The following is a 23,778-nucleotide window of genomic DNA, read 5'->3' as shown; positions in this document are numbered from 1 at the left end:
GATGGACAACCCGAAAAAAGACGGAAGGATCAAGTGGTTGATCCTTCTCATCCCGACGTTGACGATCGGGCTGTGGGAGTACGTCCGACATGCGTTCCTGCTTCCCTACATGTCGATGGGCCTCGGTAACTTTCTCGCTCCGTTCATCGTGCTGGCCGTCACGCTGACGGTCGTCCGCGGTTTGTTCGGCAGGCTCGAGCAATCGCAGCGGGCGCTGCAACGGGAGAAGGAATCGAACGCCTCGCTGGAAGAACGCGAACGGCTGGCGAGGGAGCTTCACGACGGCATCTCCCAGTCGCTGTTCCTGCTCGCGGTGAAGCTCGACCAATTGGACGAGTTGGTCGCCCAAGGTCCGGTGAAGCCGCTCGCGGAAGGACTGCGGGAAACGGTTCGGGTCATGCACGAAGACGTGAGGCAAGCGATCGCGAGCCTTCGGCAGCCTCCTTCCCCGGCCGAAGCCGCCTGGGTCGTCCCGATGCGCGAGCTGCTCGGAGAGACGGCCGGCATCGCGGAAGCGACGGCGGAATTCAATTGGAGCATTCCCGACGGGGGCTTAACGGATAAGGAAAAAGTCGAGCTGCACGCCTGCGTGAGGGAAGCGCTGATCAACGTTCGCAAGCATGCGAAAGCTTCCCGCGTCAACGTCATAGGCGAACCGGATGGCGCGAACGGCTTCCGCTGCTCGGTCGAAGACGACGGCGCCGGATTCTCGGCGGATCCGCTGAACGCGCCGGGACGATTCGGGCTTCGCATCGCCCGCGACCGCGCTCTGGCGATGGGATGGACGTTCCAAGCGGAGCGGCGCGGAAGCCGTACGGTCATCGAATTGCGGAAGCCGGGAAAGGAGAGCGCTCATGCCCGTTAAAGTGTTATTGGCGGACGACCATAAGCATGCCCGGGAAGGGATACGGACGATCGTCTCCTCGATGGCCGATTTCGAAGTCGTCGGGGAGGCGTCGAGCGGCGAAGAGGCTCTAGAGCTGGCCGGCACGCTGAGGCCGGACCTGATCTTGATGGACATCCACATGCCCGGGATGGGCGGATTCGAAGCGGTGAAGGCGGTCAAGGGCGCATACCCCGAGGCGAAGATCGTCATGGTGACCGTGTCCGACGAGGTGTCCCATCTGTTCGAGGCGATCCGGAAAGGCGCGCAGGGTTACTTGCTGAAGAACTTGAATCCTTCCGCGTGGCGGGAATACTTGAGAGCGGTCGCGCTCGACGAGGCGCCGCTTAATCCCGAGGTGGCGATGGCGATCTTGAGCGAACTATCGGTTAGGAAGACGAACGATCCCGCGGCGACGCGCAAGGATTTGCCCGAGATCGAACCGCTCACGCCGAGGGAACGGGATATTTTGCAGGAAGTGGCGAGAGGGCAGACGAACCGGGAGGTCGCGTCGGCGCTCGGATTGTCGGAGCATACGGTGAAAAACCATCTGAAGAACATTTTGCAGAAGCTGCACTTGGACAACCGGGTTCAACTGACGCGTTACGCTTACGAACGGGGCATGGTGGAGACGGAGTAAAGAACGCGGACCGCGCGATTAGCACCGGAGACGCAATATCGTCACAAACAAACGACCCGTATGACTCTTTCGAGTCATGCGCCTAAGGTAAGCGGAAGATATACTTGGGAATATCCAAATACCTGTCGGACGAGGAAAGGTCGGATCATTCCCATGAAAAAAAGCATCATTCTCGTATTCGCTCTGTTATTGACTTTCGGATTTGCAAGCTTGGCCAGCGCTCACGTAACCGTTCAGCCGAAGGAAGCGCCCGCCGGATCGTACCAAGTATTCACGATGCGCGTCCCTTCGGAAAAAGAATCCGCGACGACGCAAGTGAAGGTCGCCGTTCCGGAAGGCGCCGCGGTCAGCCGCGTGGAAGCGAAAGCGGGCTGGACGTACGCGTTCGAGAAAGGCGCGGACGACAAAGTCGTCAGCATCACGTGGAAAGCGGACGGCGCGGGCATCGGCGCGACGGAGTTCGCGGAATTCCGTTTCCAGGGCAAAGTCGCGGACGACGCGAAAGAGCTCGTCTGGAAAGCATACCAGACTTACGCCGACGGCGTAGTCATCGAGTGGACGGGCGCTCCGGACGCGGATAAGCCGGCTTCCGTTACCGCGGTAACGGCGGCTACGGGCGACGGTCACGGCGACGGACACGGCGCGGCGAGCGCGACCGGCGACGACGCGGATGAACAAGAAGAAAACGAAGGACGCGATACGCTGACGCTTTCGCTGGCGATCGCCGGTCTCGTAGCCGGCGTGCTTGCACTGATCGTAGCGGTGTTCCGTAAGCGGACGTGAATACTTGAACGCAAATGCGAAAATACTAAGTCGGAGTCGATAATAAAAGAGGTTGGAGGAACGACGATGAACGTTCAACGCGCATCGGAGATCGCGGCATCGCCGATCATGGCTAATGTGACGTTTGACAGCATTCCGGTTTATATCCAGCATGTAGACGAGTCGAACGAAGTCGCCCGCATTTACCCTCTTCACGATCCGAAACAGGAACAAAGCATTGCCGTAAGCCAATTGGTCGAGCATTGAAACTGAAAGGTTGACAGATGATCGCGGCCGAGGTACTGTTGATTAGTAATTCCACTAGGGGCGCCCGCAAGGGCTGAGATAAGGCAGATGCCTTGGTCCCTTCGAACCTGATCTGGGTCATGCCAGCGTAGGAAAGTGGGCAATGTGCGTCAGGCTATTGCGGTACCGACAGCGAACGTCTTAACGGACGTTTTCCGTCATGCCGCACGTGAACGCGACACATTTCAGCCGCTCCCTCCGGGGCGGCTTTTGTTGTTTTTCGCGTCTTCCGGACCTAGCATCTCTTGGTTCTGGCGCGGACAAAAGCCACCGGCGAGAGCTGCCGTTATTGCGCCATCCAAGGCGCGTAATCGCAGGTGCTGCATGAAATGTGCTTCGGATCGCGACTGTCTTCCGTCACTTCACCTCTTTTCATAGCTGCCTCCTAGGGGAATTTCGAAAATATCCTTTAGGAGGTTTTTTATTATGCCGATTATGACGACGCCGCTGCCGGGCAGCCGCAAAGTGTACGTGACAGGTTCGCGGGAGGATATTCGGGTGCCCATGCGCGAAATCGCTTTGGAGCCGAGCAAGGGGAGAACCGGGGAACAACCGAACGCGCCGGTTCGGGTTTACGATGCGAGCGGCCCTTACACCGAAGATGGCTTTCACGCCGACGTTAGGCAGGGACTGCCGCCTTTGCGGAACCGATGGATCATGGAGCGCGAAGACGTCGCGGAATACGAAGGACGTCAAGTGCGGCCCGAAGACAATGGATTCGCCACGGCCCGATCGGCCGAGGAACGGGGAGCGGAAGTATTCCCGAAGCCGCATAACCGCTGTTTTCGTTCGGAAGCGGGCCGCAACGTCACGCAGCTTCATTACGCGCGCCAAGGCCGCATCACTCCCGAAATGGAGTTCATCGCGATCCGCGAGGGGCTCGGCGCGGAGTTCGTCCGTGCGGAGGTCGCAGCGGGGCGCGCGGTCATTCCGGCGAACATTAACCATCCGGAATGCGAGCCGATGATTATCGGAAGAAATTTTCATGTAAAGATCAATGCCAATATCGGCAACTCCGCCGTCGCGTCTTCGATCGAGGAGGAAGTGGAGAAGATGACGTGGGCGACCCGTTGGGGCGCCGATACGATCATGGATTTGTCGACGGGCAAGAACATTCATACGACTAGGGAATGGATCGTCCGCAATTCCCCGGTTCCGGTCGGCACGGTGCCGATCTACCAAGCGCTCGAGAAGGTCGGCGGCAAAGCGGAGGATCTCAGCTGGGAGGTGTTTCGCGATACGCTCATCGAGCAGGCGGAGCAAGGCGTCGATTACTTCACGATTCATGCCGGCGTGCGGCTTCGGTACATACCGATGACGGCGAAGCGGGTAACCGGAATCGTCTCCCGAGGCGGCTCGATTATGGCGGCTTGGTGTCTCGCCCATCACAAGGAGAACTTCCTGTATACGCATTTCGAAGAAATCTGCGAAATCATGAAAGCTTACGACGTGACCTTCTCCCTGGGCGACGGCCTTAGACCCGGCTCCATCGCGGACGCCAACGACGAGGCGCAGTTCGCGGAGCTCGATACGCTGGGCGAACTGACGGACATCGCCTGGAAGCATGACGTTCAAGTGATGATCGAAGGCCCCGGCCACGTGCCGATGCATTTGATCAAAGAGAACGTCGACCGGCAAATGGAAGTATGCAAGGAAGCGCCGTTCTACACGCTAGGGCCGCTGACGACGGACATTGCGCCGGGGTACGACCATATTACGTCCGCGATCGGAGCGGCGATGATCGGATGGTTCGGCACGGCGATGCTCTGCTACGTCACGCCCAAGGAGCATCTCGGGTTGCCGAACAAAGAGGATGTCAAAGACGGGGTGATCGCGTACAAGATCGCCGCGCATGCCGCGGACTTGGCGAAGGGGCATCCGCAAGCGCGTCTTCGGGACGATGCGCTGTCCAAGGCGCGCTTCGAGTTCCGCTGGCGCGATCAGTTCCACCTCTCTCTCGACCCCGAACGCGCCATGTCTTATCACGACGAGACTCTTCCGGCGGAAGCGGCGAAGTCCGCGCATTTCTGCTCCATGTGCGGTCCGAAGTTTTGCAGCATGCGCATTACGCAGGATATTCGGGACTATGCGGAACAGCATGGCTTAGAGGCGGATGAAGCTCTCGAAGCCGGCATGAAAGAGAAGGCGGAACGATTCGTTGCCGAAGGAAGCCGGATTTATGCGCCTTGACGCTGAAGGTCAGGAGCGATATTCCAGGCAAATCCGCTTCGCTCCGATCGGTTTATCGGGCCAGGAAAAGCTTGGCGACGCCAGCGTTCTCGTCGTAGGCGCCGGTGCGCTGGGCGCATCGCTTGCCCAGCATATGGTCAGGGCGGGGGTCGGCAGCTTGCGCCTCGTCGACAGGGATTACGTGGAGCTGAGCAACCTCCACCGGCAAACGCTCTTCGACGAGGAGGACGCGCGGACCGCGCTTCCGAAGTCGGTTGCCGCCGTTGCCAAGCTGCGCCGCATGAACGGCGGCGTCAGAATGGAAGCTTTCGTGGCCGACGTCAACTTGCGCAATGCCGAGTCCTTGCTCATGGGCGCCGATCTGGTGCTCGACGGCACGGATAATGCCGAGACGCGCCTGCTGCTAAACGATGCTTGCTTCGCGCACGGCATTCCATTCGTCTACGGCGGCGTTGCCGGCGCCAACGGGATGAGCGCGTTGTTGGTTCCGGGAGATCATTGCTGCCTGCGTTGCTTGCTCGGGGAAGGGGAGCCGTCCGAGGCGCATGAAGCGGCGCCTACTTGCGATACGGTCGGCGTCATTTCACCCGCGGTGGAGCTAGTTGCGGCGTTGCAGGCGGCGGAGGCGATCAAATGGCTCACGGGCAACCGGAAGGCATTGCGCGGGACATGGGTGGTTGCCGACATATGGGAGTTTTCGCTCAAGGAATGGAAGCTTCCGCCCGGTCGGGAGAGTTGCCCATACTGCGGTTGGGGCGAAATGGAAAATAGGAGCGTACGGGACAGGAGCGATGAAGGGATCTTGGAATTTCCGACGTTGGACCCTGCCGCGTTGGAATCCGATGAGGACGCTCCGTCCGCCGAAGAGGGGGTCCCCGTCGTATTGTGCGGCAGGGACACCGTGCAAGTAAAGTTGAACCCGTCGCTTCGTTTGCCGGATTGGGAAGCGCGGCTGGAAGCCCGCGGCTGCTCCATCACGGCCAGCAACGGGTACTTGCTTCGCGCGTCAACGTACGCGGGAGAGCGGATCGTCGTATTTACGGATGGCCGCGCGCTTATTCAGGGTGCAGGGGAAACGGCTCGCGCAATGGACATATACCGTCTTTATTTAGCATGAGAGGGGGCGCTGCGATGCATCGGAAACTGGATTTTAAGCTGTATGTCATTACCGGAGAGAATTATCATCCCGGACGCGGCATGCTGGAGGTCATGGAAGCGGCGCTGATGGGCGGGGCGGACATCGTTCAGCTTCGCGACAAGGACATTTCCAAGCGCGAATTGCTGGAGAAGGCCAAGCGATTGAGAGAGTTGACCGCTAAATACAAAGTCCCGCTGATCATTAACGATCACCCGGACGTCGCTCTTGCCGTCGATGCGGACGGCGTGCACTTGGGCCAAGAGGATTTGCCGATAGCGGTCGCCCGCAAAATGATGGGTCCGCATCGCATCGTCGGCATATCGACGCATAACCTCGAGCAAGCCCGCGCTGCGGAAAACGCCGGGGCCGATTATATCGGGGTCGGGCCGGTCTATCCGACCGGGACGAAGCCGGGACGTCAAGCGGTAACGACCTCTTACGTCTCGCAAGCGGCCGCCGAAATCCGCATTCCTTGGGTGGCTATCGGCGGCATCACGACCGATAACGCCGCCGAGGTGCTGAAGGCGGGAGCGAGAAGGCTGTGCGCGGTTTCCGCCATCGTCGGAAACGTCGATCCCGAAGGGGCTTGCCGTCGATTGCTGGAACAAATAACGGGTTGGAACGAAAGAACGCGTACGGAGATCCCATCGGAACAATCGTACGTCCACGTTACCGTTAATGGTCGGCCAGCGCGGACGCAAGCGACGACGCTGTTCGAATTGGCGAAGCAGTACGGGTTGGAGAGCAGACGCGTCGTCGCCGAACTGAACGGCGAAGTCGTTCCGCGTCAAAGCTGGAGCGACACGCCGCTGCATATAGGCTCATTGGTTGAATTCGTTCATTTCGTAGGGGGAGGGTGAATCGAAGCATGAATACAAAGCTGAACGACCCGTTAGTCATAGGCGGGCATTCGTTGAAGTCCCGGTTTTTTCTCGGGACTGGCCGATTTCCGAGCCCGGCCGTGCTTCAGATGGCGCTGGAAGCTTCCGAAGCTCAAGTCATTACGTTCGCGGTTCGCCGGATCAATCTGGACGATCTCGAGGACGATAACATCTTGCAGCATGTCGCCGATCGCGGAACCGTTTATTTGCCGAATACGTCGGGTTCCAGCAATGCGGACGAAGCCGTTCGCATCGCTCGGCTGGCGCGTTCCGCGGGGCTGGGCAATTGGATCAAGGTAGAGATCAGCGCCGACCCCCGTACGCTGCTGCCGGATCCGATAGAGACGCTTAAAGCGACGGAACGTCTCGTCAAGGAACAATTCGTCGTGCTGCCCTATACGTCGGACGATCCGATTCTTTGCCGCAGGTTGGAGGAGGCCGGGGCAGCGGCGGTCATGCCGGGAGGCGCCCCCATCGGAACGGGGCTTGGCATCCTTAATCCTTATCATCTCGGCCTAATCGTGGAAGATGCCCGCGTTCCCGTCGTCGTGGACGCGGGACTCGGATCTGCTCAAGATGTCGTGCAGGCGATGGAGCTGGGCGCGGCGGGCATTCTGGCCAATACGCCGGTCGCCAAGGCGCAAGATCCCGTTGCCATGGCGCGCGCCATGAAGCTGGCCGTCGAAGCCGGACGGTTGTCGCGTCTAGCCGGACGTATTCCGATGAAGCGGTACGCTTCCGCCAGCAGCGAGCCGGAAGGCCGACTGTTCGAGGCGATCGGCGCGGAGAGGAAGAACTGAGCATGCCGGAATCGGTATTGATCATCGGCGGGGGCATTATCGGATTGTCCTGCGCGCTCGAGTCCGCGCGGCGCGGATTTCGGGTCACCGTACTGGAGCAAGACGCGTTCGGCGGCCAGGCTTCCGGCGCCGCGGCGGGAATGCTGGCGCCCTTCTCGGAAAATACCGAAGGCCCTGATCCTTTCTTTCGCCTATGCTTGGACAGCTTTTACCGATATCCGGACTGGGTTCGGCAACTAGAGGAGCAGTCCGGACACAAAGCGGAATTATGTTCTAGCGGGAGCTTAAACGTCGTTTTTCACGAAGCGGATCTCCTTCCCATGCAAACGAGACTAGCTTGGCAGCGCAATTACGGCGTGCCTCTCGAAATGTTGGACGAATCTGAGCTGCATCGATTGGAGCCCGGGCTGTCAAGGCGGGCGGTCGGCGCCTTGTACTGTCCCGTCGAAAGCCACGTATTCGCGCCAAAGCTGGTGAACGCGGTTGAGGAAGCGTGCAGAAGGGCCGGCGTTCGGCTCATTCCGCATGCAGGGCAATTAACGAACCTTGAAGCGGGCTCCGTCTCCGGAGTGCGAGTAACGATGGCCAATGCGGGGAGCTGGCGCGGGGACCGGCTCGTTGTCAGCACAGGCGCCTGGAGCGGCTTTCTGCGGGAGTGGGTTCCGATAACCGTGCCGGTTCATCCGATTCGAGGACAAATTTGCTGTTACGACGCCGCTTTAGGGGATATCCGGCACATGGTATTTTCCAGTCAGGCATATTGGGTTCGCAAAAAGGACGGCAGCGTCGTCTGCGGAGCGTCGGAAGACGTGGCGGGGTTCGATCGGAGCGTGACCGAACGCGGCATAGATCGGTTAACCAGATGGAGCGGCCGCGTGTTTCCTTTTCTGGAGGGAGCGCCTCCTCTGCGAAGCTGGGCGGGACTGAGGCCGGCAACCCTCGACGGCAGGCCGCTCATCGGCTGCGTTCCCGGATACCCCGAGATTATCGTGGCAGCCGGACATTATCGCAACGGAATATTGCTAAGCCCTGTAACGGCGGCCATGGTCGGGGATTTGCTGGAAGGGAAGACGGATCCGGCAGGGAATGCTTTCGGGCTGGACCGGTTTGCCCGAATGGCGGAGAAGAAGGATACGGGGTGAACGTAACGAGAAAACGAGCGGATGCGCACGCCGGTTCGATCGTTCGCCGTTCGTTGGCGTTGACCGTTGCGGACCGCCAAAGACGACGGCCGCGCTGAGCAAGCCGGGGTCGTCCGCAGCAAGAATGCGCAGTAGCACGCTGCCAGCGTACTAATTGACCCTCTCCGCAGCAAGAATGAGCAGTAGCACGCTCCCGGCGTGCTAATTGACTCTTTCCACAGTAAGTTTGGTCAGTAGCACGCTGTCAGCATACTAATTGACCCTCTCCGCAGCAAGAATGCGCAATAGCACGCTGTCAGCGTACTAATGGACCCTTTCCGCAGCAAGAATGCGCAGTAGCACGCTACCAACGTACTAATTGACCATCTCCGCTGCAAGAATGCGCAATAGCACGCTACCAGCGTACTAATGGACCCTTTCCGCAGCAAGAATGCGCAGTAGCACGCTAACAACGTACTAATTGACCCTCTCCGCAGCAAGTTTGGTCAGTAGCACGCTCCCGGCGTGCTACTCGACTTTTTCCATCTCATGCTTCCCTAATAGCACGCTGCGAGCGAATGATTTTTACGGTACACGGGCCCCTTATCGAAATGGCATTGCAGGAATGTTACCTACTTACTAGCTCGTAGGTATGAACCCGCTGCAGCCCTTCTTTGGTTGGACGGATTAAATTCTTGCTTACGAGACCCCGAAAGACTCGCAAACAAAACTCATGACTCGCTTGCAAACATTCCTGCGCGTCTTTCATGCGAATCGGTCTACCCGAAAGACGCATAACTTTCAAAGTTCTTTTTCGATCGGGGAAAGTAACGCCTCGGCAGTACCGGCCGTGCTTTTTCCATACAATTCATACAGAGCTCTTCTGCAAACATCCGGGTTTTTGTCCATTTCGTCATAAGTGAAGGGGACGTAGAGAATACCTAGCGCCCCCATCGAGCGCACCCGCATTTTCTCGAAGTCGAACCGAGGCCGTGTGATATTCTCCGCATGCGGGACGAAGCCCTCGACCTCCAATCCGAAACGAACGTTGAGATCATAGGCATCGATGTAGGCTTTCACGCCCGACAACGTGAAGAACTCCTTTTCAAGGATAATGCCTTCGAAAGATCCGCGAACCGGCCAAATCAACTCGACGAGCAGCTTCCTTTCCCCTTCTCCCTGTTTGCGCAATTGTTCCAGCCTCGTGCCCGATGCCTTCCGCATCTGATTTTCTAATAGTTGAAAGTATGCCTTTTCGCCAACCGATTTCTTGTCCATGCCAATTGCACCCCTTTCGGAAAATAAAAAACGCCGTCCTCTCCGAAGAGAAAAACGGCGTGTGCTTCACGCGTAAATGATACGGAATGACTAATACGGAATGAGTAGTGATGACGCATAACTTCGACTCATGCTATTCAAAAAAAGCATACCGGACTCGCGAGAAATCCGCAAGCCATTGGCAAGCTGGCTGCCGGCTGGGAGAATTCAACTTGCGAGCAGGCTCCGATTCACCTATAATGAGTTATAAATCTTCAAATGCGTCGATGGAGACAAGTAAGCAGTGCCTTCTTAACAGGGAGGGAGCGCCGTAGACTGGGAGCGTTCCTAAGAAATCAGGCTGCCGAAATTCGCTCCGGAGCAGATCTTTGAACGGCCGGCCGCAGCCGCGCCAGTAGGAGACACCGGTTCGCGGCCCGTTACGCCGTACGAGAAGGGAATGCCGGAAGGACGATGCAGCGAATGCTGCGTGCGGCCTGGCGTTCCAATTAAGGGTGGTACCGCGTCTTTTCGTCCCTTTCGGGAGAGAAGGCTTTTTTTGTTTTCCAGGCGTTTTGGTTCGCCTCATTTCCCACCAGACAAAGGAGAGTTTCGAATGAAACAACGATTGGAAGCTTTGCGCGCCGAAGCGCTTGACCAGCTTCGAACGGTGGCCGACGCCGCCGCGCTGAACGATCTTCGCGTGCTTTATTTGGGCAAGAAGGGCAAGTTGACCGAGATATTGCGCGGCATGGGCTCGCTCAGCGCCGAAGAACGTCCGATCATCGGGCAAGTGGGCAACGAAGTGCGCGCCGCGATCGAGGAAGTCATCGCCGAGAAGCAGATGGCGTTCGATCGCGCGGCGACGGCGCACCGCTTGCAGGCGGAGACGATCGACGTGACGCTGCCGGGCAAAGCGGCCGCCGCGGGCGCCGTTCATCCGCTGAACAAGGTCGCCCAGGAGATCGAGGATATTTTCGTCGGCATGGGCTACACGATCGCGGAAGGTCCGGAAGTCGAAACCGACTTCTTCAACTTCGAGGCGCTTAACCTGCCGAAAAACCACCCCGCGCGCGACATGCAGGATTCGTTCTACATTACGGACGAGATTCTGCTCCGCACGCATACGTCGCCGGTGCAAATCCGCACGATGAAGGCGATGAACGGCCAGACGCCGGTTAAGGTCATCTGCCCGGGCAAAGTGTACCGCCGGGACGACGACGACGCGACCCATTCCTTCATGTTCCACCAGATCGAAGGGCTCGTCATCGGACCGAACATCCGGATGAGCGACTTGAAAGGGACGCTGCTTCAGTTCGTGCAGGAAATGTACGGCCCGCAAATGCAAATCCGCCTTCGTCCGAGCTTCTTCCCGTTCACGGAACCGAGCGCGGAAGTCGACGTCACTTGCGCGCAATGCGGCGGCAGCGGCTGCCGGATGTGCAAGCATACGGGCTGGATCGAGATTCTAGGCTGCGGCATGGTGCATCCGAAAGTACTAGAGCACGGCGGCTACGACCCGAACGAAGTGACGGGCTTCGCCTTCGGCATGGGCGTGGAGCGCATCGCGCTGCTGAAATACGACATCGACGACATCCGCCATTTCTACGCGAACGACTCGAAGTTCCTGAGCCAATTCGCCAAGCTATGACGAAGCCTTCCCCTTAGGGAAAAGCGTGAAAGCATCGGCCGCAAGGAACGCGAACGACTATACACTTGGATAAAATGAGGGGAGTTTCCCATGAACGTATCTTATCGGTGGTTATCCGATTATATCGACCTGAGCGACATCGACGCTCGGAAGCTGGCGGAAATGATGACGCGCGGAGGCATCGAGATCGATAACGTGCCTTCCCGCAACGCGGGAGTAAGCGGCGTCGTCGTCGGCTACGTGACGAGCCGGGAGAAACATCCGGACGCCGACAAGCTGAGCGTCTGCAAGGTGGACGTCGGCACGGGCGAACAACTGCAAATCGTATGCGGCGCGGCGAACATCGGCGCGAACATGAAAGTGCCCGTAGCCACGGTCGGCGCGAAGCTGCCTGGCGGCTTGGATATCAAGAGAGCGAAGCTGCGCGGCGTCGAATCCCAAGGGATGATCTGTTCCGCGCGCGAGCTCGGCATCAACGATAAGCTGCTGCCGAAGGAGCAGCAGGAAGGCATTCTCGCCTTGCCGTCCGACACGGACGTCGGACTGAACATTCTGGACGTCCTCGCGCTCGACGACTCCGTGCTCGAGCTAGATCTGACGCCGAACCGTTCGGACTGCCTCAGCATGCTGGGCGTCGCTTACGAGGTCGCGGCATTGACGGGGCGTCCGCTCGCGCTTCCGGAGCCGGAGAAGGACATTCACGAATCGGCCGACAAAGTCGCGGATCGCGTCAAGGTGACGATCGCGGCGGAAGAGCAATGCTCGCTCTATACGGCAAGGCTCGTCTCCGGCGTTAAAGTGGCTCCTTCGCCGCTGTGGATGCAGAACCGGCTCATCGCCGCGGGCGTCCGTCCGATCAACAACATCGTCGACATCACGAACTACGTGATGCTCGAATACGGTCAACCGCTGCATGCGTTCGACGCGGCGAAAATCGCCGGAGGCCGCATCGACGTCCGTCTCGCCCGCCAAGGCGAAACGCTCGTGACGCTCGACGGCCAAGAGCGCAAGCTAGAGCCGCAAATGCTCGTCATCGCCGACGCGGAGAAGGCGATCGCGCTCGCCGGCGTCATGGGAGGCGAGAACTCGGAAGTTACGTCGGACACGACGGCGATCGTGCTCGAGTCCGCGAAGTTCGACGGCGGCACCGTTCGCCGCACATCCCGTCAGCTTGGATTACGCTCGGAAGCTTCCGCGCGCTTCGAGAAGGAAGTCGACCCTGGGCGCGTCCGCGCGGCCCTGGACCGCGCGGCCGGCTTGATCGCCCGCTACGCGGGAGGCCAAGTGGCGGAAGGCGTCGCTTCGGCGAAAGTTGCCTCCGCCGAGGCGGCGGTCGTGAGCTTGTCGCTCGACCGGATCAACGGCATGCTGGGCACGACGCTTTCTTCGTTGGAAGTGAAGACGATTTTGTCGCGGTTGCAATTCCCGGCGCGATCGGACGCCGAAGGCGTATGGACCGTCACGGTACCGTCGCGCCGCGGAGACATAAGCCGCGACGTCGACTTGATCGAGGAAGTCGCCCGTCTGCACGGTTACGACGAGATTCCGACGACGCTGATCGAAGGCCCGACGACGGCCGGCAAGCTGACGAAGCCGCAAGCGATCCGCAGGGAACTGCGCAACATCTTGACGGGAGCCGGCTTGCAGGAAGCGGTCTGCTATTCCGTCACGTCTCCGTCGCGCACGTCTCTGTTCGCGGAACTGAACGGCGGAACGAAGCCGATCGCGCTGGCGATGCCGATGAGCGAAGAGCGCAGCGTACTTCGCACGTCGTTGCTTCCAAGCTTGATCGAGGCGGCCTCGTACAACTTGACCCGCAAGAACAACGATCTCGCGTTGCTCGAAATCGGCAATGTCTACCATACGGACGAAGAAACGTTGACGCGTCTGCCGCACGAGAAGCCTAGGCTCTCGTTGCTGCTCGCCGGCAACCGCCGCTCGGCGGCATGGAACCGGACGGCCGAAGCGGTCGACTTCTACGACGCGAAAGGATTGCTCGAGAAAGCATTCGCCCGTCTGGGGCTATCCGGGCGCATCGGCTACGCGGCGGCGCAACCGGCCGGGTTCCATCCGGGACGCACGGCCGCGGTCACGATTCGCACGGAACGCGGAACGGAGACGATCGGTTACGTCGGCCAGCTTCACCCGGACGCGCAGCGCGAATTCGATCTGCCGGACACGTACGTCGCGGAAATCGAGTTGGCGCCCGTCTACGAGTATACGGACGCCCATATCGAATACAAGCCGCTTCCGCGTTACCCTTCGATGGAACGGGATATCGCGGTCGTCGTCGACCGCGCGGTCGCGGGCGGCGCTCTGACTGCGGCGATATCGGCTTCTGCGGGCGAATTACTGGAATCGGTGAAGGTGTTCGACGTGTATACCGGAGACCGGGTCGCGGCGGACAAGAAGAGCGTGGCGATCGCCCTCGTATATCGTCACGCGGAACGAACGTTGACGGACGAAGAAGTGACCGAGGCGCATGGCCGGGTATTGGCGAAATTGGAACAATCTTTCGGCGCGGAGCTTAGGAAATAGGCAGGAAACCGCAAGGGAAGCAGCGAATACGTCTAGACGCCTCTTGGCGAAAGACGTTTCGCTGCTTTTATTGCCTCATGGGGGCTGTTAAACAATGGACGCAATGGGAGGATCACGCTGTGAATGGGAACGAAAAGACGCGTGTGACCGTTGACATATATGGAACGCAATATACGATAACGGGCCACACCAGCACGGAGTACATGAAACGGGTCGCCCAAATGGTCAACGACCAGATGGGCAAGATCAATAGCGGTTCGCCGCGCCTCGATTTGCCGAAGCTCGCCGTGCTCGCCGCGGTGAACATGGGCGACGAATTGATGCGTACGAGGCGCGAGAACGAACAGTTGCTGAAGGACGAGACGGCCTGCAAAAAAAGAGTCGAAGAGCTCGATGGCTTGTTGGAGGATCTGTCGCACCGGCTCGAGGACGAGAAGGCGAACGGAGAGAAGCTACTCTCGGAAGCCATTGCTCTCGGCGAAGCCGAGCTTAGCGAAGCGATAACGCGGCACGAAGCGGAGTTGGCTACGGCGAAGGCGGAGCTCGCCCAAGCGATAGCATCCGCGGCCGAGGAACTCTCCGCGGCGAAGGCGCTCGCGCAAGCGAAAGCACTGGCGGATGAAGAACTCTCCGCCGTTAAAGCGCTCGCGCAAGAGGATCTCGCGCAAGCGAAAGCACTGGCGGATGAAGAACTCTCCGCCGTCCAAGCCCTTGCGCAAGAGGATCTCGCGCAAGCGAAAGCACTGGCGGATGAAGAACTTTCCGCCGTCCAAGCCCTTGCGCAAGCGGAGCTCGCGCAAGCCAAAGCCCAAGCCAAGACCCGCGCGGAGGAAGAACTCTCCGCGGCTAAAGCCCTTGCGCAAGCGGAGCTGGCGGATACGAAGCTTAAGGCCAAGAACGAGCTTGCCGCGGTGAAGGCGGAAGCCGAAGCGCGCGTGCTCGCGGCCAAATCCGAAGCGGACGAAATCGTATGGGCGACGCACGCGGAAGCGGAAGATCGGGTAAGCGCCGTCCAGACGGAATCGCAGCGGAAGCTGGCCGAAGCGGAAGAAAGAATCGCGCTTCTGCTGGCGGAAGCCGAGACGCAGCTGATGTCGGTCCGCGACGAAGCGGAGCGGCTGATGAACCTCGAGCGGGAAGAAACGGAACGGCACCGAATCGCCGAGAGGGAGAAGGCTTCCGCAATCGAAGCCTCCCTGCGCGAAGAACTGGCTACCGCTCTGGACAGTGCCGACAAGGCGGCAACGGATCTAGCGTCCGCGCGCGCGGATGCGGACCTGCTGGAAGAGCTTCGCGCGGAAGAAGCGGAGACGTCGCGGGCGAAGCTGGCCGAGCTCGAAAGCCGCCGCGCAACCGAACTCGAATCGCTTCGCGATCAGTACGCGGACGAGTACGCGAAAATCGTTTCCCGGTTGGAACAATCGGAGGAGCGTCGCGGAAACGAGCTGAAATCGCTCGAAAGCCGCAAGGACGCCGAAATTCAGATCATTATGGACAAAGCTTCTTCGGAAGCCGGAGATATCGAAGCGATCTACGCGGAAGAATTGGAGCTTTCCAAGACGGAGCTCGAATCCGTCGCGGCAGAACGCGATAAGCTGCAATCGCAGCTCGCCGAATGGCACAAGCTTCGCGTGCAGCTGGAAAGCGATGTGGAGCATTGGGCGAAAGTGGCCGAAGATCAGCGGATGACCGTATTGGAGCAGCAGGAAATGCTTCATGAGGTCGAAGAGGCGACCGCGGAACGCCAGCGCGCCTTCGCCGCCGAAATAGAGAAAGCCGAGCAGGAAAAGGAAGATTTGCTGAAGCTGTTGAACGAGCTCGAAGCCGCGGAGAAGGAGCGGAACGAGTCCGCGGAGGAGCTTCGCGCGCGTTTGGCTTCGGCGATCGGGGACAAGCAAGCCGCGCAAGAGCTTGCGCAATCGCTGCAAGCCCATATCGGCGAGCTTGTCGAAGCCGGGGAAACTTGGCGAGAATCGGCGCAACGGGCCGAACGGGAACTGGAGGCGGCGCTCGCGGAAGCGGCGGCCGCGCCGGCGATCGATTCTGCGGACTCGGTTCCGCTCGAACGGATGCGGGAAGTCGAGGCGCAGGGCGAACGGCTTTCGGGCGAGCTCGAGAAACTCAAAGGCGAGCACGCGGAGCTGAAAGTCGAGTACGCGAAGCTTCAAAGCGAATATAACGAGTGGATCGACTTGTTGGAGCATTCTTGATTTTCTCGCAAGGGTTTTTATTTCGCCGATTTCAGACGCGGGGCGGAAGCGCTCCGCTTGCGCCTGTCCTCCGTTCCGACGCGGAGTCGCCCTCTCGTCAAGTACCAACTAAGGAGGGGGAAGCTTCCGGCGAACAGCAGCAGGACGTTGATGATCGCGGGCTTCCGCGTCGCGGCGACCGTGGAGATGAACATCGCCATGCCGACGATGCGGCCCGCGTTCAGGGCGAGCTCCCTTAGGACGACGAATTCGACGCGCCGGCTTGCGCTTTCTTCGTCGCTGCCGATCCAATCGAACACCGCGGACGTCATCGGGACGACGAATAAGGGCATGAAGAGCGCGGACAGAACGCCGTAAGCGAGCAAAGTGCCGAAGCCGACGCCGAAGAACAGCGGTAGGACGGACAGAGCCAGCGCCGCCGCGCCGACGAGCATGCCTTTGCCGCGCCATGCCGGTTTCAGCCATTTGCCGGCGACGAAGAAGCTAACGAATCCGACGGCGGAAGACAGGAGAACGAATTGTCCCAACCTCAATTCGCTGCCCGTCTCCACGTAGACGAGCAGGCCGATCAGGACGCCGATGACGCTCTCGCGCAAGCCTTGCGCGGCGAGCGCGCCGAATAAAGCCGGCCATGGCGTATCGCGCCGAACGACGTAGCGAAATGGCAATAGCCAGTCGTAGTCGCCGTCCGTTTTCCGATGGCGGAGCAAAAAGCTGAGCAAGAACCCGCCAAGGAAAATGCCAAGAGAAATCGCGAATACAAGCCGGTATCCGTTTGCGCCCGGGCTTCGGGAAATCAGATAGCCGGACGTCCATGGCACGACGATGCCGACGACGGATCCGACGACGCCAGCCAAGCCGTTGTAGCGATCCCGGTTATCCGAATCGGTCATTTCGAAATAAACGACGTTGAACGATAGCCAGAATAGGCCGGCCGCCGCGCCTTGCAGCATGCCGAGGCCATAGATCACCTGCTGCGCCGCGGAGCCGAGAAGAAGGACGACGGCGTAGAACGAGGCCGACACGAAAATTCCCGCCCGAAGAAAAGCCATTTTGTTGCCTTCCTTCACGCCGTTGCCGGCGATCCAGAATGTCAAAGCCATCATCGCGTGGTTCAGAAGAGAAAACCAGCCGACTTTAGCGAAATCGTTGCTTGCTTTCCATATGTATACGCCAAGGTACGTGCCGGACAAAGCGTTAGCCGTAACGAACAAGCCGTTGACCGAAAGCAGCAGCCTCGTTTGGGAATCGAGCCGCGAAGAGCGGCCGGCCGATTGGGGTGGATTCGGCATGATCGTCTCCTTTTCGTCGGGGTCGTAAGTCGATAGCCGTCTTATCGTTCCCTGCGGCGGACGAAGGCACCCAATCCAAAATAAAGAAGCCGTCCGAATTCGGACGGCTTCTTATTTGCGCGCGGTTCGTTGCGTCGATTAGCTGACGACCAGCTTCGACACCATTTGCTTATGTCCGGTGCCGCACATGATGCTGCAACGGATTTCGTAAGTGCCGGCCGGCAGCGTGACGACTTCGGATTTGTTGCCGCGGATCTCTATGTCCTGGCCTTCGATCTCGATGCCGTGCGCGCCTTTCGTGTTGTTCAAGGTCAGCTTGACCGGCGTGTCTTTCGGAATCGCGTATTCGGCCTTGTCGAATTCCCAAGTCGTCGCGTTGATGACGATTTCCTGCGAAGCCGCCGTTTCGGCCGCCGGAGAGCTTGCGCCCGCGGAGCCGCTAGGCTCGGCGTTGTTGTCGTTATTGCCGCCGCATGCCGCGAGAGCGAGCGCCAGCGCCGTCAATGTCAGAAGCAGAGCGATTTTTTTGTGCATCGTGAATTCCCTCCGAACCGTATTCCGGGATCCCGTCCTCGGGCGCGAGGCCCGGTCGTTCCCGTCCGCCCTATTGTACCATAAGCGAAAAGCTGCGGAATCGAAGGACTATGACGGATTGTTGACAATATTTTGGCAATATGAAAACCGCCCTACCCGAAGAGGGAAGGGCGGTTCCGCGACGCTGACTCAATCCCTTTTTCTTTGGTGCATCGCCTCGTAAGGCGTCGCAACAGGGATAAACAGGTCGATGATGCCGATCACGAGAGCGGCCAGCAGGGCTCCGACGACCGTAACGGCCATATTACCGATGACGAATTGCGCCAGCCAGATGACGAGCGCGCTCGACAGGAAGCCGACGATGCCCCTGCCGAACGGCGTAACCCTTTTGCCGAAAATGCCTTCGATAATCCATCCCAATACGGCGATGACGACGGCGAGCATCAACGCACTCCAGAATCCGCCGACGGAAAATTGGGGAACGAGCCAGCCGACGACCATCAGGACGATGGCCGACACGATAAACCGCACGATTGTGCCTAGAAAATTCATGTGAACGCCTCCTTTACTTCTAGTGTGTCCCGACTTTCGATCCGTATGAGCGGAAGGTTTCGCAAGATCGGGGGATTCGGCTATAATAGAGGGCGAAGGAGTTGAAATTCCGCGTGAACGCCAAAGCTTTACATACATTGGAATACGATAAAATCATCTCCAGGCTGATCGGACTCGCTTCGACGAGTCTCGGCAGGGAAGAAGCGGAGAAGCTATCCCCTTCCCGCGAGCTTTCCGTCGTGAAGCGACGTCTCGCCGCTACCGACGAAGCGTCGCGTGCCGTCGCCCTCAAAGGCGCGCCTCCGTTCGGAGGCATTACGGACGTACGTTCGTCGCTACGCAGGGCGAAGCTTCAGGGCATTCTTCAGCCGCCGGAATTAATGGAGATCGCGCAATTCATCTTCGGTTCCCGGAGATTAAGCCGGTTCATCGCCGTCGCCGGCGAAGAGACGGAACTTCCCCTTCTGGCCGACCTTTGCGAACCGCTGACCGATTTCAAGGCGATCGAGGACGAGATTCGCAGGTGCATCGACGATCAAGGCGAAGTGCTCGATTCCGCGAGCGCGGAACTCGCTTCCGTCCGAAGGGACATTCGCGTGAACGCCGGCCGTGCGCGGGAGAAGCTGGAATCGCTTATCCGTTCCAGTTCGGTTCAGAAAATGCTGCAGGACGTCCTCATCACGATGCGCAACGACCGTTACGTCATCCCGGTCAAGCAAGAATACCGCGCGCACTTCGGTGGCATCGTCCACGATCAATCCGGCAGCGGAGCGACGTTGTTCATCGAGCCGGAAGTGGTCGTCCAGATGAACAACAAATTGCGCGAGCTCAAGATCAGGGAACAGAACGAAGTCGAGCGCATTCTTCGCCAATTGACGGCCCAAGTCGGGGAACGCGCCGATCTGCTTGCGGGTGACGCGGAAATTCTCGGCATCATCGATTTTATTTTCGCCAAAGCGTCGCTCGGCCATGCTTTGCATGCGACGTTGCCGGAGATGAACGACGACGGCAGGCTCTTGCTGAGGCAAGCGCGCCACCCTCTTATCGAGTTCAAGCAGGCGGTACCGATCGACGTCGGTCTCGGCGATGCCTATACGTCGATCATCGTAACCGGTCCGAATACGGGCGGCAAAACGGTGTCGCTCAAAACGGTCGGTTTGCTGAGCCTGATGGCGATGTCGGGGTTGTTAGTTCCGGCGGCGGACGGCAGCGTCCTCTGCGTGTTCGACGGCATCTACGCGGACATCGGCGACGAGCAAAGTATTGAACAAAGCTTGAGCACGTTCTCGAGCCATATGACGAACTTGATTTCGATGCTCGGTCAGGTGACGAGCCGCAGTCTCGTGCTGCTTGACGAGCTCGGTGCGGGAACGGACCCCGCGGAAGGGTCCGCGCTTGCGATCGCCATCCTGGAGCATCTGCAGAAGCAAGGCTGCCGGCTGATCGCCACGACGCATTACAGCGAATTGAAAGCTTACGCGTACAATCGCGAAGGCGTCATTAACGCGAGCATGGAATTCGACGTCGCGACGCTCCGTCCGACGTATCGGCTTCTCGTCGGCGTTCCCGGCCGAAGCAACGCTTTCGCGATCGCGGAACGGCTCGGTCTGCCGAAGAGCATTATCGACCACGCGAGAGGCGAAGTCAGCGAGGACGAACTCAAGGTCGATTCGATGATCGCGTCGCTCGAGGAAGACCGTCTTCAAGCTCGGGCCGACCGTCAACTGGCGGAGCGGCTGCAACGCGAGGCGGAGAAGACGAGGAACGATCTCGAAGATGAGCGCTTCAAGCTTCAGGAGCAGAAGGCGAAGCTGCTCGAGAGCGCCCGGGAAGAAGCGCGGTCCGCCATCGCCAAGGCGCGGCGGGAAGCGGAGGAGATCATCGCCGATCTTCGCAAGCTCGCTTTGGAAGAAGGCGCCTCGGTGAAGGAGCATAAGCTCATCGAAGCGAAGCGCCGTCTCGAGGAAGCGGTGCCTTCTCCGGTCGCGAAGCCGAACCGGGCCGCGGGCGGGAAGCCGGCGAAGATCGCGCCGGGAGACGAAGTGAAGGTGCTGAGCCTGGGCGGGCAGAAAGGCCACGTCGTAGAGCTGAGCGGTTCCGCGGAAGCGGTCGTCCAGCTGGGCATCATGAAAATGAAAGTGGCGACGTCCGATCTTGAGCCGCTGCGCAAATCCGCGCAGGCCAAGACGGCGACGGCGCAAGCGACCGTCGTCAAGCGGTCCCGGGACGACAATATCCGTACCGAGCTGGACTTGCGGGGAATGATGCTGGACGAAGCGATCATGGAGGTCGATCGGTTCCTCGACGAGGCGTTCCTATCCAACCTCGGCCAAGTGTACATCATACACGGCAAGGGCACGGGGGCGCTACGGACCGGCGTGCAGGAGTTCCTAAGGCGCCATAAGCACGTGAAAAGCTATCGGTTGGGCCAATTCGGAGAAGGCGGCGCAGGCGTGTCCGTGGCCGAGTTACACTAACGGGAGGTCGAAACTCATGGACGGGATAGTCGATTCCTTGATGTCTCACCCTTTGCCGGCGATGCTAGCCTATTTTTCCGTCGGAATTCTCGCGCTTATCGTATTTCTCGCCGTATTCGAATGGGTGACCAAGTACGATAGCTGGGAGGAAATCCGCAAAGGCAACGTCGCGGTCGCGATGGCGACGGGAGGGAAAATTTTCGGAATATGCAACATCTTCCGTTTCTCCATCGAGGCCAAGGATACGATCTACCATAGCTTGCTGTGGGCGGGCGTCGGCTTCGTTCTACTTCTCGCGGCCTATTTTCTGTTCGAATTCCTAACGCCCGTATTCAAGATCGACGAGGAAATCGGAAAAGACAATCGCGCGGTCGGCTTGCTGGCTCTTCTCATATCGGTGTCCCTGTCTTACATTATCGGGGCCGCGGTCGCGTAAAATCGGAGGAAAGACGTTATGAAATATTTGTGGGGAACGCTGTTCGCGCTCGCCGTGTTATTCGTCGTCGCCGGCGTTATTTATTGGATGAAGGAGGCTTGATGCAGGGATGGCAGTCGTGATTTGTCCTTGGTGCCAAAGCGAGATTGTGCAAGAAGAGGGCCAAGAGCCCGAAAAATATTGTCCGATCTGCGACAACGAGCTCGACGGTTACCGTACGCTTCGGGTGAATATCGGCGAGGACGACGAAGAAGAAGCGGAAGACGAGGAAACTTTCGACGACGATAGAGCGGGAACGGGACTGTCGATCGGCATCGATGACGATGATGATATCGACTGGGTGGACGACGAAGAGCCGCTTGTCGAACAAAGCGACGAATTATTGCTGTTCGAGGAAACGGTCGAACATTTGGTCGACGAGCAGGAGCTCGTGCCGGAATGTCCGCAATGCCGCGAATATATGCTGGAGACGGGAGAGCAGCTCGTATCTGCGGATCATTTCCGCCCCCGGGCGTTCGAAGCGCTCGGCGGCGGGCATCCGATGGAAGCGCCTTTCACGTTGACGATGTACGTCTGCCCTTCATGCTTCGCTGTTCAATCGATTCTTGGAGACGCCCATAGGCATCAACTCGTTCGCAAGCTTAGCCAACCTCAGGACGGTGGGAAATGAGTCGCATCGTAAATTCGGTTATCGAATTGATCGGCGATACGCCGGCGGTCAGGCTGCATCGGATAATTGGGCCGGAGCATGCGGAAATCTACGTCAAGCTGGAGAAAATGAACCCGAGCGGCAGCGTGAAAGACCGCGCCGCAACGGGTTTGCTTATGGACGCCGAGGAACGGGGATTGATCGTTCCCGGCGGCCTGATCGTCGAGCCGACGAGCGGCAACACCGGCATCGGACTCGCGATGTACGCGGCGGCAAAAGGGTACCGGCTTATTCTCGTCATGCCGGACAATATGACGAAAGAACGGATTTCCCTTCTTCGCGCTTACGGAGCCGAGGTCGTCCTGACGCCGGCCGCGGAGCGGATGCCGGGAGCGATCGCGAAGGCGCGGGAAATCATCGGCGACAATCCGGGCAGCTACATGCCGAATCAATTCGAGAACGCGGCCAATCCGGATATTCACCGGACGACGACGGCCGTGGAAATTCTGGAACAAATGGAAGGGCGCCTGGACGCGTTCGTCGCGACGGCCGGAACCGGCGGAACGATTACGGGCACGGGCGAGACGCTCAAGACGAAGCTTCCGGACCTGTACGTCGCCGTAGTCGAACCGGCGGGTTCCCCGGTACTGTCCGGCGGCAAGCCCGGCCCGCATAAGCTCGTAGGGACAAGCCCGGGCTTCGTTCCCGCCATTCTGAACACGTCCGTATACGACGAGATCATCCAAGTCGCGGACGACGACGCCATCGAGACGACGCGCCTGCTCGCCCGCAAGGAAGGATTGCTCGTCGGCCCTTCTTCGGGCGCCTCGGTTTGGGCGGCCATGCAAGTGGCCAAGCGCTTAGGCCCGGGCAAGCGCGTGCTCTGCATCGCCCCCGACACCGGCGAACGCTACTTGAGCATGGGGATTTTTTGAGCGGCGTTTATTGGTCGGCGCATCAGGAGTTAGAAAGCCTGGAGCATTAACTCGGCGCTGTTGGTGCCACTCGAGCGGGAATTAGTTGGATTGGAGCATTAATTCGACGCGGATGGTGCCACTCGAACGGGAATTAGTTAGCTTGGCGCATTAACTCGGCGCAGAGAGTACCGCTTGAGCGGGAGTACTGTTTAATTCGGACAGAATCTGTTGTCGGAACTTCACCTCGATCTTAATCAACAAATCGATCGGAAAAAGCGGCTTGTATGTCCTGAAAGAGCGGAGCGTTCGCCTTTGCAATCTTGATCCCACCTTATTTGGGGTTACCTATTCAGGGATCTAGATTGCAACAAGCGGCTGGAAGGACATACAACCTGCCTAAACCTCAATCGATTTATATCGCTATACAACAAGAGATCGCCGGCAGGCAATGTCATTAAGTTAAGGAGCAGGGCCAAAATCAAGAACAAGAGCAGGTTATCGAAAAGATAGCCCGCTCTTTTTTTTGCACGAAAACAGCAAAACA

The 23,778-nt window shown here is 59.1% G+C and carries 20 protein-coding genes and 1 riboswitch; of the genes, 16 read left to right on the top strand and 4 right to left on the bottom strand.

The window, feature by feature from the left end; all coding sequences use genetic code 11:
- Window position 1: 1 nt before the first annotated feature.
- The 9 genes from ACFPPD_RS10045 (at window position 2) to thiO (ending at window position 8,742) form a co-directional block, all read left to right on the top strand.
- Window positions 2-865, top strand: a complete 864-nt coding sequence (locus tag ACFPPD_RS10045) for a sensor histidine kinase (RefSeq protein WP_209750862.1) — start codon at window positions 2-4, stop codon at window positions 863-865.
- Window positions 855-1,523 carry a response regulator gene (locus tag ACFPPD_RS10040; protein ID WP_209750860.1) on the top strand — a complete coding sequence of 223 codons (669 nt, stop codon included), beginning with the start codon at window positions 855-857 and terminating at the stop codon, window positions 1,521-1,523. The genes ACFPPD_RS10045 and ACFPPD_RS10040 overlap by 11 nt, the downstream gene beginning before the upstream one ends.
- Window positions 1,524-1,676: 153 nt before the next feature.
- Entirely contained in the window at window positions 1,677-2,306 is a 630-nt protein-coding gene (locus tag ACFPPD_RS10035; RefSeq protein ID WP_209750858.1) for a YcnI family copper-binding membrane protein, read from the top strand.
- 66 nt (window positions 2,307-2,372) lie between these two features.
- Entirely contained in the window at window positions 2,373-2,552 is a 180-nt protein-coding gene (locus ACFPPD_RS10030) for an H-type small acid-soluble spore protein (protein WP_209750856.1), read from the top strand.
- Window positions 2,553-2,598: 46 nt separating this feature from the next.
- Window positions 2,599-2,703: riboswitch (TPP riboswitch) on the top strand.
- 314 nt (window positions 2,704-3,017) lie between these two features.
- A complete protein-coding gene (thiC, locus tag ACFPPD_RS10025) occupies window positions 3,018-4,781 on the top strand; it encodes a phosphomethylpyrimidine synthase ThiC (RefSeq protein ID WP_209750854.1) in 1,764 nt (587 codons plus the stop codon).
- Window positions 4,771-5,898, top strand: coding sequence for a ThiF family adenylyltransferase (locus ACFPPD_RS10020; protein WP_209750853.1), 1,128 nt, complete (start codon window positions 4,771-4,773; stop codon window positions 5,896-5,898). The genes thiC and ACFPPD_RS10020 overlap by 11 nt, the downstream gene beginning before the upstream one ends.
- Window positions 5,899-5,912: 14 nt before the next feature.
- On the top strand, window positions 5,913-6,779 hold the full coding sequence (gene thiE / locus ACFPPD_RS10015) for a thiamine phosphate synthase (protein ID WP_209750851.1): 867 nt from the start codon (window positions 5,913-5,915) through the stop codon (window positions 6,777-6,779).
- Between the two features lie 8 nt (window positions 6,780-6,787).
- Window positions 6,788-7,600 (top strand): thiazole synthase, encoded by an 813-nt coding sequence (locus ACFPPD_RS10010; RefSeq protein WP_209750849.1) that lies wholly within the window; start codon window positions 6,788-6,790, stop codon window positions 7,598-7,600.
- A 2-nt stretch (window positions 7,601-7,602) separates the two neighbouring features.
- Window positions 7,603-8,742 carry a glycine oxidase ThiO gene (gene thiO / locus ACFPPD_RS10005; protein WP_209750847.1) on the top strand — a complete coding sequence of 380 codons (1,140 nt, stop codon included), beginning with the start codon at window positions 7,603-7,605 and terminating at the stop codon, window positions 8,740-8,742.
- A gap of 780 nt (window positions 8,743-9,522) precedes the next feature.
- On the opposite strand, the gene ACFPPD_RS10000 is transcribed toward thiO, so the two are convergent.
- Entirely contained in the window at window positions 9,523-9,999 is a 477-nt protein-coding gene (locus ACFPPD_RS10000) for a hypothetical protein (protein WP_209750845.1), read from the bottom strand.
- Between the two features lie 595 nt (window positions 10,000-10,594).
- Between ACFPPD_RS10000 and pheS the strand changes: the two genes are divergently transcribed.
- The 3 genes from pheS to zapA all read left to right on the top strand — a co-directional run bounded on the left by pheS (window position 10,595) and on the right by zapA (window position 16,377).
- Window positions 10,595-11,629, top strand: a complete 1,035-nt coding sequence (gene pheS / locus ACFPPD_RS09995) for a phenylalanine--tRNA ligase subunit alpha (RefSeq protein WP_209750843.1) — start codon at window positions 10,595-10,597, stop codon at window positions 11,627-11,629.
- Between the two features lie 90 nt (window positions 11,630-11,719).
- A complete protein-coding gene (gene pheT / locus ACFPPD_RS09990) occupies window positions 11,720-14,167 on the top strand; it encodes a phenylalanine--tRNA ligase subunit beta (RefSeq protein ID WP_209750841.1) in 2,448 nt (815 codons plus the stop codon).
- Window positions 14,168-14,286: 119 nt separating this feature from the next.
- On the top strand, window positions 14,287-16,377 hold the full coding sequence (gene zapA / locus ACFPPD_RS09985; protein ID WP_209750839.1) for a cell division protein ZapA: 2,091 nt from the start codon (window positions 14,287-14,289) through the stop codon (window positions 16,375-16,377).
- Between the two features lie 17 nt (window positions 16,378-16,394).
- Here zapA and ACFPPD_RS09980 read toward each other — a convergent pair whose 3' ends face one another.
- From ACFPPD_RS09980 to ACFPPD_RS09970, 3 genes are all read right to left on the bottom strand, one after another.
- A complete protein-coding gene (locus ACFPPD_RS09980) occupies window positions 16,395-17,669 on the bottom strand; it encodes an MFS transporter (protein ID WP_209750837.1) in 1,275 nt (424 codons plus the stop codon).
- A gap of 138 nt (window positions 17,670-17,807) precedes the next feature.
- Complete coding sequence (locus ACFPPD_RS09975; RefSeq protein WP_209750834.1) at window positions 17,808-18,203, bottom strand: cupredoxin domain-containing protein; 396 nt, start codon at window positions 18,201-18,203, stop codon at window positions 17,808-17,810.
- Window positions 18,204-18,392: 189 nt separating this feature from the next.
- Window positions 18,393-18,755, bottom strand: coding sequence for a phage holin family protein (locus ACFPPD_RS09970; RefSeq protein WP_209750832.1), 363 nt, complete (start codon window positions 18,753-18,755; stop codon window positions 18,393-18,395).
- Between the two features lie 113 nt (window positions 18,756-18,868).
- On the opposite strand from ACFPPD_RS09970, the gene ACFPPD_RS09965 reads away from it, so the two are divergent.
- From ACFPPD_RS09965 to cysK, 4 genes are all read left to right on the top strand, one after another.
- A complete protein-coding gene (locus ACFPPD_RS09965; RefSeq protein ID WP_209750830.1) occupies window positions 18,869-21,232 on the top strand; it encodes an endonuclease MutS2 in 2,364 nt (787 codons plus the stop codon).
- 16 nt (window positions 21,233-21,248) lie between these two features.
- Window positions 21,249-21,668 carry a DUF350 domain-containing protein gene (locus tag ACFPPD_RS09960; RefSeq protein ID WP_209750828.1) on the top strand — a complete coding sequence of 140 codons (420 nt, stop codon included), beginning with the start codon at window positions 21,249-21,251 and terminating at the stop codon, window positions 21,666-21,668.
- 109 nt (window positions 21,669-21,777) lie between these two features.
- The gene (locus tag ACFPPD_RS09955) at window positions 21,778-22,338 is read left to right on the top strand and encodes a hypothetical protein (protein ID WP_209750826.1); all 561 of its coding nucleotides are present in this window, start codon (window positions 21,778-21,780) and stop codon (window positions 22,336-22,338) included.
- Window positions 22,335-23,252: a cysteine synthase A gene (gene cysK / locus ACFPPD_RS09950; protein WP_209750824.1), complete on the top strand. Its 918-nt coding sequence runs from the start codon at window positions 22,335-22,337 to the stop codon at window positions 23,250-23,252. The genes ACFPPD_RS09955 and cysK overlap by 4 nt, the downstream gene beginning before the upstream one ends.
- The last annotated feature ends 526 nt before the right edge of the window (window positions 23,253-23,778 follow it).

The organism is Cohnella suwonensis (assembly GCF_042655365.1).
In the GTDB taxonomy this organism is placed as follows: Bacteria; Bacillota; Bacilli; order Paenibacillales; family Paenibacillaceae; genus Cohnella; species Cohnella suwonensis.
Note: the sequence above shows the minus strand (reverse complement) of the source record. Positions and strands in the feature narration are given on the sequence as shown.

Coding starts and splice junctions, on each gene's coding strand:
- thiO (WP_209750847.1), top strand. CDS start 7,603: ATGCCGGAATCGGTATTGATCATCGGCGGGGGCATTATCGGATTGTCC.
- ACFPPD_RS10035 (WP_209750858.1), top strand. CDS start 1,677: ATGAAAAAAAGCATCATTCTCGTATTCGCTCTGTTATTGACTTTCGGA.
- ACFPPD_RS10000 (WP_209750845.1), bottom strand. CDS start 9,999: ATGGACAAGAAATCGGTTGGCGAAAAGGCATACTTTCAACTATTAGAA.
- ACFPPD_RS09960 (WP_209750828.1), top strand. CDS start 21,249: ATGGACGGGATAGTCGATTCCTTGATGTCTCACCCTTTGCCGGCGATG.
- ACFPPD_RS10010 (WP_209750849.1), top strand. CDS start 6,788: ATGAATACAAAGCTGAACGACCCGTTAGTCATAGGCGGGCATTCGTTG.
- thiE (WP_209750851.1), top strand. CDS start 5,913: ATGCATCGGAAACTGGATTTTAAGCTGTATGTCATTACCGGAGAGAAT.
- ACFPPD_RS10045 (WP_209750862.1), top strand. CDS start 2: ATGGACAACCCGAAAAAAGACGGAAGGATCAAGTGGTTGATCCTTCTC.
- ACFPPD_RS10030 (WP_209750856.1), top strand. CDS start 2,373: ATGAACGTTCAACGCGCATCGGAGATCGCGGCATCGCCGATCATGGCT.
- ACFPPD_RS10040 (WP_209750860.1), top strand. CDS start 855: ATGCCCGTTAAAGTGTTATTGGCGGACGACCATAAGCATGCCCGGGAA.
- pheT (WP_209750841.1), top strand. CDS start 11,720: ATGAACGTATCTTATCGGTGGTTATCCGATTATATCGACCTGAGCGAC.
- ACFPPD_RS09970 (WP_209750832.1), bottom strand. CDS start 18,755: ATGAATTTTCTAGGCACAATCGTGCGGTTTATCGTGTCGGCCATCGTC.
- ACFPPD_RS10020 (WP_209750853.1), top strand. CDS start 4,771: ATGCGCCTTGACGCTGAAGGTCAGGAGCGATATTCCAGGCAAATCCGC.
- pheS (WP_209750843.1), top strand. CDS start 10,595: ATGAAACAACGATTGGAAGCTTTGCGCGCCGAAGCGCTTGACCAGCTT.
- ACFPPD_RS09980 (WP_209750837.1), bottom strand. CDS start 17,669: ATGCCGAATCCACCCCAATCGGCCGGCCGCTCTTCGCGGCTCGATTCC.
- cysK (WP_209750824.1), top strand. CDS start 22,335: ATGAGTCGCATCGTAAATTCGGTTATCGAATTGATCGGCGATACGCCG.
- thiC (WP_209750854.1), top strand. CDS start 3,018: ATGCCGATTATGACGACGCCGCTGCCGGGCAGCCGCAAAGTGTACGTG.
- ACFPPD_RS09955 (WP_209750826.1), top strand. CDS start 21,778: ATGGCAGTCGTGATTTGTCCTTGGTGCCAAAGCGAGATTGTGCAAGAA.
- ACFPPD_RS09975 (WP_209750834.1), bottom strand. CDS start 18,203: ATGCACAAAAAAATCGCTCTGCTTCTGACATTGACGGCGCTGGCGCTC.